We start from the raw sequence: 10,853 nt of genomic DNA on the forward strand, positions 1-10,853 counted from the left end.
CCTGTCAATCCGGCCGCTACTGCACATCTTGTGCGCCAGCGTCAGGCACCCGGCCTTATGTTGCATCGCCTGAATACCCGCCTTGCCCATTGGGAGCCAGCCATGACATTCGATACGCTCAAAGTGAACCGCGAAGGAGCCGTTCTGTTCGTGAAGATGTTCGCGCCACCCATGAACCTGCTCGGCCCTGAGCTCGTGCGCGACCTGGTCACGCTGATTCGGGACGCTGAAGCCGACGATGGCACAAAGGTGCTCGTATTCAGCAGTGGCGACCCCGACTATTTTATCTCCCACGTGGATGTGACGAAGGTAAAGGAATATCGCGACGAAGCCGCAAAGCTGACCGGCGAGCCCTCGATCGCGCTGCTGTTCCGCCATCTGAGCGCCAGTCGGCTTGTCTCGATCGCGCAGATCGAAGGGCGTGTGCGCGGCGCGGGCAGCGAATTCGTGCTGGCGTGCGATATGCGGTTTGCCGCGCGGGAATCGGCGGTGTTTAGCCAGATGGAACCCGCCTTCGGATTGATTCCTGGCGGTGGCGCGGCCCAGTTCCTCACCCGCCTGATGGGCCGCGGCCGTGCGCTTGAAGTGATGCTGGGCGCGTTGGACTATGACGCGGACATCGCGGAACGTTATGGATGGATCAACCGGGCGCTGCCCGCCGGGTCGCTCGGCGACTTCGTCGCATCGCTCGCGCGACGCATTTCGCGATTTCCGGCGGCAGGACACGCGATCGTCAAGGAGCGCGTCAATGCCATCGCGCTCGCTTCCATCGACGAGTTTCGTCGCGATTCGAATCTCTTCGGGGCAAACGCGCAGTCTCTGCCAGCGCAACGCCGGATGGAAGCCGCCATGGCGCTCGGGTTCCAGACGCGCGAAGCGGAACTGGACCTGGGCCGGCTGCTGGGCGAACTCGACGAATGACAATCACGAGTGCGTTCATGCATCAGAAGCAACACGTAACGCTCCCTGTCGATAGCGGCATCGTCCTGTCGGCATGGCCGTTCGCGCCGGAGCACCACGACGCACCGATGGTAGTCCGTTCAAATTCATCCGTTTGTCCACTGGAGCCAACTCATGCCCGTATTTCACGCACACATCCCAAAAGGTCGATTCTCTCGCGAACACAAGATCGCAATTGGCCACGCACTGAACCGTTCGCTGGTGGTCGCACTGGGCATTCCCGCCGGCGATCGGTTCATTGTGATCAGCGAGCACGGCGACGATGAGCTATTCATTGATCCGACCTTTATGGAGATGGAGCGCTCGGCAAACGCAATGATTATTGAAGTGCAGCTCGGCGCGCACCGGCCGGCCAGTGAGAAGGCCGCACTGATGGCCGAGATCTGCCGGCAACTAGGCGAAGCCGCCAGCATCGCTCCGGACGACGTCTTTATCGCGGTAATACCTGTACCTACCGAGAACTTCTCGTTTGGCCGGGGCGTCGCGCAGTTGGCCGGTATTGCCCCACGCTGGTAAAGCGAGCACCAGCGCCCACCCGCGGGCCAGTCCAGACCTTGCATTCCTCGCCGTCGGTCTGACGGCGTCGACAATCAGCCTCCTGTCCAACGTCAACCGGCCGCACAAGATGGCATTGACGCTGTGTCGTTTTTCATTTTATCGTTGCGATTACTAAGATTTAGGAGCTAGTGATGTCAGACATCAACGATCTCCATGCGCCGCGGCGCCGCCGTTTGATTGGTGTGGCAGCGGCGTCCCTTGCTGCGGCCTCATTGAGCCGGCTCGCCATTGCGGAAACGAGGCAATCTATTACTGAAGTTGCCCCGCCGGCGGGCGGCGACAAAGCCGCTATCCGTCCACTTCGTGTGCACGTGCCTGAATCGCAACTTGTCGATTTGCGCAGACGCATCAAGTCGACACGTTGGCCGGAACGCGAAACCGTCAAGGATGCATCGCAGGGCGTTCAGCTTGCGACGATGCAAAAGCTCGCGGGGTATTGGTCGACAGACTATAACTGGCGCAAGGTCGAAGCGAGACTGAATGCGCTGCCGCAATTCGTCACCGAAATCGATGGGCTCGACATTCATTTCGTCCACGTTCGTTCGAAACATCAGAATGCATTACCAGTCATCATCACGCACGGATGGCCCGGCTCGGTCATCGAGCAGTTGAAGATCATCGATCCGCTCGCCAATCCGACGGCTCATGGCGGAAATGCATCGGACGCTTTCGACGTCGTGATTCCTTCGCTGCCGGGATACGGCTTCTCAGGCAAGCCGACTACGACCGGCTGGGATCCTGCACGTATCGCGCGCGCGTGGATCGTGTTGATGAAGCGCCTTGGATACACGCGCTACGTGGCGCAAGGCGGCGACTGGGGCAATGCGATCACGGAACAGATGGCGCTCATCGCGCCAGCGGAGCTGGTCGGCATTCATACCAACATGCCGGCCACCGTACCGGACGACATTGCCAATGCACTGAAGTACGGAAACCCGTCGCCGGCCGGCCTCTCGCCCGATGAGAAACACGCGTTCGATCAACTCGACTACTTCTACAAGCACGGTCTCGGCTACGCGCAAGAGATGGCGAACCGTCCGCAGACGCTGTATGCGATCGAAGATTCGCCTATCGGCCTCGCTGCATGGATGCTCGACCACGACGCCGCCAGTCAGGCCATGATCGCCCGCGTCTTTGACGGTCAGACCGAGGGCCTGACGCGAGATGACGTGCTCGACAACGTCACACTCTATTGGCTGACGGAGACGGGCGTTTCGTCGGCGCGGCTGTATTGGGAAAACAAGCTCAACTTCTTTGCGCCAAAGCACGTTGCAATTCCCGTTGCCGTCAGCGTCTTTCCGGATGAGATCTACGCGGCCCCGCAGAGCTGGACAGAGAAGGCCTATCCGAAGCTGATTCACTACAACCGCCTTCCGAAAGGCGGGCATTTCGCGGCATGGGAACAGCCGCAGGAATTCACGGAGGAACTTCGCGTGAGCTTCCAGACGCTGCGCTGACATCAAAGATGTGGATGACGCCACTATGGCATCACTCGCATCGTTCGGTGATCCACCGCAGACGTATTGACTCCAAGGCACTTCCGTTTTCTCCGCAACAGCTCCACGTGAAGCGCGCGATATTTCGTCGGCGCTTGTCTTGCTTGAATGAGGGGGACCAGACGGCCAAGCGTGGGATGCGGTCGCAACTGAGCAAAGTTGAGGATCGTGCGTCTGCCCGAGACTCAATGAATATTCCGGGCTGCGGTGCGATGGGCTGTAAGTCTGAAGCATGCGCTGGGAAAGACGACCGTGTGAATGACCGTTATAGCTGAGGACCGCCTCGAGCATTCCCGCGACTGGTGCGTCGGCTTTTTTTCGGGTTCAACCAGAAAGCGGGCCTCGCGCCGACGCCTTCGATCGTGGTTGTTTGCATCCTCGCGTGGCTTCCCTCGCAATGCGGATAGCGTTGTCGAAGCTGTTATCCGTGGCAACGTGTCTATTATCGACGCTCACAAACCAACGGTTGCCGCTCTGGCACCAGCGAATTCTCTTCTCTTCAAGAAGCGGAGCGAACCACCGCCATATCGAGGCATCCTCGGCATTAGCAGTCAAAGCGGCCGTCGCTCGCGCATGACCCATCTCAGTGGGATTACTCACCTGTTACCTCTCTGACTTTGATTTTTCCTTGCACCAGGTTCGAGACAATGCCGTCTCGAACTCCGGCACGGCCGTGAACAGATCGCCTACCAGACCGCAATCGGCGACGCTGAAAATCGGCGCCTCGGGGTTCCTGTTGATCGCGACGATGACCTTCGGGTCCATCATCCCGGCGAGATGCCGGATCGCACCAGAGACACCGACCGCGTTACTGGCACCAGAATCTTCATCAAGTCCGCAATCAGCAGATATGCTGCCGCCCCGCAAGCTGCGCAGGCGCGGCCGCGGTCAGTCGTCACGGTCACCCATTCTGCGGATCGTAGAGCTTCTCCCTGATGAAGAGCGCGGGCACCAGACCGCAAAGAAAATAGGCCCCGCCCATGACCAGAAAACCGAGGCCGATCGTTCCGTTCGTTGCGAGGAACCCGATCGCGGCCGGGGCGATTGCCGCACCAGCACGTCCCAGGTTGTATGCGCCGCCCACGGCCGAACCGCGAATGCGGGCCTCGAAACTCTCGGTCATGTAAGTCGCGTTCACGCCATACGGCATCCCGTAAAGAAGGCCGAAAAAAGTCATCAGCCAGGCAATGTTCCCGGGCGTGTGCCACAGCACGATAGCGGGCAAGAACACCGCCGCACCAAATGCACCGAATGCGAACACCGCTCGGCGACCAAGCTTGTCTGCAAGCCAGCCTGCCATGACTTTTCCGAGGATCATCGCGACGTAGGTCCCGACCATATAGCTCGTCATCGACGAAAAATTCAGATGCAGCTCCTTCTCCAGGTAGGTCGGCATCCAGTTGCTGACGCCGTAGTAGCCGAACTGCAGCAAACCGGCCGTCAGCGACCACAACAAGAACATGCGGCGGTGAGCCGGGTCGCCAAAGACGAGCTTCATCGCGCCTTCGCCCGTTTCTTTTCCGCCGGCGCCGCCGCGACGACGCGCATCGCGCGAAGCAACGTAGCTCTCCGGCTCGGGAACAATGCGCTGCATGATCAACGCAAGGACGACGGGAACAATGGAGATGAAGAAAAGATAGCGCCAGCCGAACGCGGGAAGAATCCAGGCGGCCAGAAGCGTCGCCACGACATAGCCCACCGACCATCCCGCCTGCAGCGTGCCAAGGATCGTCGAACGAAATCTGGTAGGCGAATATTCGGACATCAACGTATTGCAAGCGACATACTGTGCGCCGAGTCCAAGCGATGCTATGAAGCGAAATGCGGCGAACTGGGCGAAGTCGTGTGTGAAGCCGAGTGCGGCTGTACCAAGCGAAAACACCGCGATAGTCCAGACCACGGTACGCACGCGGCCGAAGCGATCACAGGCCCACCCGCCATATATGCCGCCAATCGCCATGCCGGCGAGCGTGATGCTACCAAGCGCCCCTGCTTCTACATTCGAGAGCCCGAATTCGCGCTTGAGACTCGACAGGCTATAGGACAGGAACATCAGGTCTGCTCCATCGACCATCAGACCGAGAAAAGCAAACACAAACGCCGCGATCCATACACGATCGTGCGCGATCAAGCCTTGCCGGCTAAACGAATTGATTTCCACCTTCTCTCCTCCATGCGACAAACATGCCGGCGGGCGCTCTTCGGCGCTTTTACGGCAAGCAATTTTCGGTGACCGTCACCGCTCTCTTCACTATTTCGACATGGCGGCGGCGATCAGATAATCGCGTCGCGCATCATGTTTCGCGCAATGACGAGTTGCTGAATCTGGCTCGTGCCTTCGTAGATGCGGAACAGGCGAACATCGCGGTAAAAGCGTTCGATCGCATACTCCGAGACGTACCCCGCGCCGCCATGTATCTGCACGGCGCGATCGGCTACACGACCACACATCTCCGAAGCGAACAGCTTGCAGCACGATGCCTCGGTGGAGACGTCCACCTTGTTGTCGCGGCGACGAGCCGCTGTTTTGAAGCCAATTCCCTCGACACCGCCGATGAGGTTTTGCGCAGGTACACGACAGTTTTCGAAGATGACGTCACACGTATGTGTGCCCTTTTGCCCCATTTTTTTGTCGATTTTCCCGAGCGATACACCAGGAATGCCTCTTTCGACGATGAACGCCGAGATGCCGCTTGCGCCTTTGACATCGGGGTTGCTGCGCGCCATGACGGTAAATATGCCGGCCTCGGGCGCGTTCGTGATGAAGCGCTTGGTGCCGTTGATGACATAGTGGTCGCCGTCGCGTACGGCCCGCGTAGACAGCGAAGCGGCATCCGAGCCGGACCCCGGCTCGGTCAGCGCGAACGAGGCGATGAGTTCGCCCGACGCAAGCCGTGGCAGATAGTGTTGCTTCTGCGCGGCCGTTCCGTCGATGATGATCCCCTGCGAGCCGATACCGACATTCGTGCCGAATAACGAGCGAAAACATGGCGACGTTTTCCCGATTTCAAACGCCACGAGCACCTCCTCTTCCATCGTGAGCCCAAGACCGCCGTATTCCTCGGGGATCGAAAGGCCGAAAAGTCCGAGCTCGCGCATCTCGGCAACGATGTCAGCAGGAATTTCGTCCGTTTCCGCCACTTCATTTTCAGCGGGGACGAGCCGCTCGCGCACGAAGCGCGAAACTGCGTCGAGAAGGAGGCTTAGCGTTTCATGGTCGCGGATCATCTGTATTCCTGATTGCAAAATGGGCGTTTTGCTCGAGCGTCCCATATGTCTGTCATCGCCGCCCTATGGCGGCACCTAAACGTTGCACAAGGTCCACAAGGCGCGGACCAATGTCGTTTTCCAGCGTACCCCGGCTCATCACAAATGCTGGGCCCCCGCAATTGAAAGCCATGCGCGTGCCATCGGGTGCCGTGAACGGGGCGCCAACGCTTGCGATATCTTTGTCCCATTCGCCGATCGAGCGACAGAAGCCGCGCTCCTCATAGTCCTTTATTGCCTGATCGATGCCACGCTTGATGCGCGGCCAGGCCGATTCGTCCTGAAGACGCACTTGCTCGAGCACTTCGTTGCGCTCATCTTCAGACGCCGCCGCAAGGTACGCCCGTCCAATCGATGTCGTCGCGAGCGGCAATCGGACGCCGACGCCACGCATTACCGTAATCGGCGCGCTGCTGCGCACCCACTCGATGTAGACGATCGAAAGGCGATCACGAACCCCGACGGCTACCGATGCGCGGGAATACTCGGCAAGTTCCTGCATGAACGGGCGTGCGACATCCCGGATGTCCAGATTCGACAACATCGAATAGCCGAGCGAGAGAACACCGGTCCCGAGGCTATATTTCCCGAGCGACTCCGAGTAGCGCAGATAACCCAGCTTCGCGAGCGTGCCTGCCAACCGCGCCACCGTTGCTTTCGGCAGGCTCGTGCGACGAGCAAGCTCCGACAACCCCAGATAGCGCTCCCGAGGGGCGAAGCACCGCAGTACCTCAAGTCCCCTCGCTAACGCAGTCACGAACTGCCGGTCCGTGCTGGCCTCTTCGTCGAAACGCGCAATATCACGTTGCTCGTACTGAGGCTCCAATGAACCCGCCGCGTTTTTGATCTTCGACATAGCTGCACTCTGCCCTTGCTCTCTCGATTCCTTTCCCTTGCCGAATCCTGTCATGGTGAAAATCTCCGTGTCAAACATTTTCGAAAATCGGTCCGCACAGCGGACCTTTTTTTCTTTCGCGCGATTCTGCATAACAAACTGCACGGCGCGGCACGAGCACTCGATGATTTGCCTTCAGTCAGGCAACTAACATCATTTTCTAACCACACCTAAACGGCGTTTACATTCCACGCGCGGTCCGTTACTGTGCATATCAGTTCAAATTCTATCCCATCGGTCCGCCTAGCGGACCAATCGGAAGACGCCCCGGATCACCGTCGACTTCAGGATGACTTGCATGTCCAAAGCATTTTCACACCTTCGCGTTCTCGATCTGTCCCGCGTCCTGGCCGGCCCTTGGGCGAGTCAGACGCTAGCGGATCTGGGCGCCGAAGTGATCAAGATCGAACGTCCCGGCACGGGCGATGACACGCGCGGCTGGGGCCCGCCCTACCTGCACGACCGTGACGGCAATCCCACCGGCGAGTCCGCCTATTTCCTGTCCGCAAATCGCGGCAAAAAATCCGTGACACTGGACATTGCGACGCATGAAGGGCAAACCATCATTCGAAAGCTGGCGCAACAGAGCGACGTATTCATCGAGAACTACAAGGTCGGCGACATGGCACGCTACGGCCTTGCGTATAGCGATCTGCGCGCAATCAATCCGCAGCTCATCTACTGCTCGATAACGGGCTTCGGGCAAGACGGTCCGCTCTCGAAGCTCGCCGGTTACGACTTCATCGTTCAGGCCATGGGCGGATTGATGAGTATCACCGGTGAGCGGGACGAACTACCAGGTGGCGGCCCACAAAAAGTCGGGGTAGCGTTCGCCGACCTGATGACGGGCATGTATGCAACCGTCGGCATCCTGGCGGCACTGGCGCATCGCACCCAGACGGGCGAAGGCCAATACATCGACATGGCATTGCTCGATGTACAGGTCGCGACAATGGCGAATATGAACCTCAACTACCTTGTATCGGGAAAGACGCCGAAGCGCGAGGGCAACGCGCATGCGAACATCGTGCCTTACCAGGTGTTCAAGGCGAAAGATGGGCAAATGGTGCTGGCGGTCGGCAACGACGGACAGTTCCGCAAATTCTGCGAAATTGCGGATTGCACACGTCTGGCGACCGATCCGAACTTTGCTACGAATGCATCACGCGTGACGAACCGTGAAACGCTCGTCCCGATGATTCAGGAAGTCCTGGCCACGCGCACGATCGAGCAGTGGGTAACCCCGCTCTCGGCCGCGGGCATACCCTGCGGACCGATCAACGACATCGCGCAGACATTCGCCCACCCCCAGGTCCAATATCGCGGGATGCGGGTGGATTTGCCCCATCCGCTCTCGGGCAGCGCGCCCAGCGTGGCGAATCCGATCCGGATGTCTGCGTCGCCGATCCAGTATCGTAGTGCCCCGCCGATGCTTGGGCAGCATACCGATGATGTGCTGGCATCGCTGTGCGGGATCGGCGGAGATGAACTCCATGGTTTGAGGGAGAAAGGCGTCGTGTGACACATGTTCGAGGCGGAACGCGTCCCCGTGCCCTTCTGGGCAAAGCAACCCGATCACAGCAAGGACAAGGGCAGCTCATGGGCGACACGCCCACCCTAAAATCGCCCACCAGCGCGGAGCGTACGCGCAGCGGCCTTGGCGTCGCGGCGCTGCAGCGTGACATCGTCGACAACCTGATCTGTCTGCAGGGCCGATAACGCGGCACGCGTGTCTACGTCAACGCCCGGCTCACGGAGCACTGCCGACAGATTTTCGACTTCGCCGACCCGGCGTGAAATGAGCACCGATTGCCTGCCGCGCACGCGACAGTCGGCTCATCACGGTTCCAATTGGCACGTTGAGAACCTCGGCGGCTTCCGTGTAATTCAACCCTTCCACAGCGACGAGCAGCACCACGGCGCGTTGGGCCTCCGGCAGTCGCATCACCGCGTCGATGATCTGCCTGTTCATCAGGTCCTCTTCCGGCGTACTCACCGATTGGTCAGCGACGTTCTGCACGCGGCTGTCGTCCCATTCCACACTGGACCGCTCGCGTACATTGCGTGCTTTCAGCTCGTTGATCCAGGTTGTGTGAACAATCGAAAACATCCAGCTAAGCGGCGCAGTGCCCGGCTGCAATTGATCCTCGCGCACCAGCGCCCGTACGCACGCGCGCTGCACCAGATCCTCCGCATCATGCCTGTCGCGAGTAAGGCGCAGTGCAAATGTCCACAGGCGCGGCAGCATCGCGGGAAGCATCCCGCGTAAATCCGCGGTGCTCATTCGCTGCAATTCCACATTGGTACCCAGCGCGTCGCACACTTCGCACGGGTGCCTCGCAAGGACGTTAGTGTGATGTGAGGGTCGCAGCATCGCGAGAAACGAAATACTGAAAATGTCGTGAGCACGTGTACGTCCATGTTTGCGGTTCTCTGATGGCGGTTAAGGCATGGCTGTTCTTGGTGATGGTCATGATTTGCTCTTTGCCGGTGGTTGATTCAGGTGATGACTGAGATGAATATTCGACGATGTGAAGTCAAAGATAATTACCTTGAAACTGGTATATTTATTCCATTCACTCTAACAATAGAGCGCCGCCCGATATGGACCGTTTCCAGGAGATGCAGGTGTTTATCCGTATCGCCGAGCGCGGCAGCTTTACGCGTGCGGCCGACGATCTGCAGATTCCCCGTGCCACCGTCACCAACCTGATGAAGCGGATGGAGGCGCGGCTCGGCACGCGACTGCTGGAGCGCACCACGCGCGCGGTGCGGCTGACTCACGACGGCGAGGCGTTCTATCGCCGCTGCGTGCGCCTCGTGGCTGATCTGGAGGAAGCGGAGGGTTCGTTTCGCAACGTCGCTCCCAAGGGACTGCTGCGCGTAAATGTGCAAGGAACGCTGGCGAAGCACTTTGTCGTGCCCGCATTGCCAGATTTCGTCGCGCAGTATCCCGGCATCGAGCTTCATATCGGCGAGGATGACCGCCTCGTCGACCTGGTGCGCGAGGGAATCGATTGCGTGCTGCGGGCGGGGACGCTGCAGGACTCGTCAATGATCGGGCGGCGCGTCGCTTTGATGGCACAGGTCACCGTGGCCAGTCCCGCCTATCTTGCGCAATTCGGTGAGCCGTCAACGCTGCAAGCGCTCGCAGACCATCGCGCGGTGAACTACATCTCGGGCGGTTCAGGACGGGCGTTACCACTGGAATTTACGGTCGACGGAGAAGTGATCGAGATGCAGCTTCCGTCGATCGTGTCGGTCACAGGGGCGGATTTATACACGGGAGCCGCCGTGGCAGGCCTCGGCGTGGTTCAGGTACCCAGATACCGAGTGTCGGGCGAGCTGTCGGCCGGAACACTGAGAATTGTGCTCGGCGATTTTCCACCACCCCCGATGCCCGTGTCGGTGCTGTATCCGCACAACCGTCAGCTCTCATCGCGGGTCAGGGTCTTTGCGCAGTGGCTGCGCGATATCTTCGAAGCAGCGGGCTGAATGTGGGCGCTCGCACTGCAGTCGACATCTCGGCCCGGCGATCCGGAACGCTGAGTGCGGATCGGTGACACACTGAAGTACGCGCGCGGGCTCGAGCGTTGAAGCCTCAAGCGTGAGTCAGCGCGCCGGCCATGTGGCCGGTGCGCTTCGGCTTCATGCCGACGTCATCACGCTTTGACCTC

Annotated in this window: 9 protein-coding genes and 1 pseudogene; 5 read left to right on the forward strand and 5 right to left on the reverse strand. The window is 59.6% G+C overall.

The genetic code is table 11. From position 1 onward, the window contains the following. The first annotated feature begins 102 nt into the window (after positions 1–102). The 3 genes from P0D89_RS48065 to P0D89_RS48075 all read left to right on the forward strand — a co-directional run bounded on the left by P0D89_RS48065 (position 103) and on the right by P0D89_RS48075 (position 2,975). Entirely contained in the window at positions 103–921 is an 819-nt protein-coding gene (locus P0D89_RS48065) for an enoyl-CoA hydratase/isomerase family protein (protein ID WP_408365149.1), read from the forward strand. A 153-nt stretch (positions 922–1,074) separates the two neighbouring features. Continuing rightward, positions 1,075–1,476, forward strand: coding sequence for a tautomerase family protein (locus P0D89_RS48070; protein WP_408379007.1), 402 nt, complete (start codon positions 1,075–1,077; stop codon positions 1,474–1,476). Between the two features lie 173 nt (positions 1,477–1,649). Then, complete coding sequence (locus P0D89_RS48075) at positions 1,650–2,975, forward strand: epoxide hydrolase family protein (protein ID WP_408365145.1); 1,326 nt, start codon at positions 1,650–1,652, stop codon at positions 2,973–2,975. Positions 2,976–3,617: 642 nt separating this feature from the next. Here the strand turns inward: P0D89_RS48075 and P0D89_RS48080 are convergent. The 4 genes and pseudogenes from P0D89_RS48080 to P0D89_RS48095 all read right to left on the reverse strand — a co-directional run. Further along, a pseudogene (locus tag P0D89_RS48080) lies at positions 3,618–3,821 on the reverse strand (hypothetical protein); the annotation flags it as partial. 94 nt (positions 3,822–3,915) lie between these two features. Beyond that, positions 3,916–5,175, reverse strand: coding sequence for an MFS transporter (locus tag P0D89_RS48085; protein ID WP_408365143.1), 1,260 nt, complete (start codon positions 5,173–5,175; stop codon positions 3,916–3,918). 113 nt (positions 5,176–5,288) lie between these two features. Further along, positions 5,289–6,242 carry an acyl-CoA dehydrogenase family protein gene (locus tag P0D89_RS48090; RefSeq protein ID WP_408379009.1) on the reverse strand — a complete coding sequence of 318 codons (954 nt, stop codon included), beginning with the start codon at positions 6,240–6,242 and terminating at the stop codon, positions 5,289–5,291. A gap of 52 nt (positions 6,243–6,294) precedes the next feature. Further along, complete coding sequence (locus tag P0D89_RS48095; protein WP_408365200.1) at positions 6,295–7,137, reverse strand: IclR family transcriptional regulator; 843 nt, start codon at positions 7,135–7,137, stop codon at positions 6,295–6,297. A 337-nt stretch (positions 7,138–7,474) separates the two neighbouring features. On the opposite strand from P0D89_RS48095, the gene P0D89_RS48100 reads away from it, so the two are divergent. After that, positions 7,475–8,698, forward strand: a complete 1,224-nt coding sequence (locus P0D89_RS48100) for a CaiB/BaiF CoA transferase family protein (RefSeq protein ID WP_408365139.1) — start codon at positions 7,475–7,477, stop codon at positions 8,696–8,698. Positions 8,699–8,926: 228 nt separating this feature from the next. Here P0D89_RS48100 and P0D89_RS48105 read toward each other — a convergent pair whose 3' ends face one another. Continuing rightward, positions 8,927–9,460, reverse strand: coding sequence for an RNA polymerase sigma factor (locus P0D89_RS48105; protein WP_408365198.1), 534 nt, complete (start codon positions 9,458–9,460; stop codon positions 8,927–8,929). A 320-nt stretch (positions 9,461–9,780) separates the two neighbouring features. On the opposite strand from P0D89_RS48105, the gene P0D89_RS48110 reads away from it, so the two are divergent. Continuing rightward, positions 9,781–10,671 (forward strand): LysR family transcriptional regulator, encoded by an 891-nt coding sequence (locus P0D89_RS48110; protein WP_408365137.1) that lies wholly within the window; start codon positions 9,781–9,783, stop codon positions 10,669–10,671. The last annotated feature ends 182 nt before the right edge of the window (positions 10,672–10,853 follow it).

It is taken from the genome of Paraburkholderia sp. RL18-085-BIA-A (genome assembly GCF_046027075.1).
Classification (GTDB): Bacteria; Pseudomonadota; Gammaproteobacteria; order Burkholderiales; family Burkholderiaceae; genus Paraburkholderia.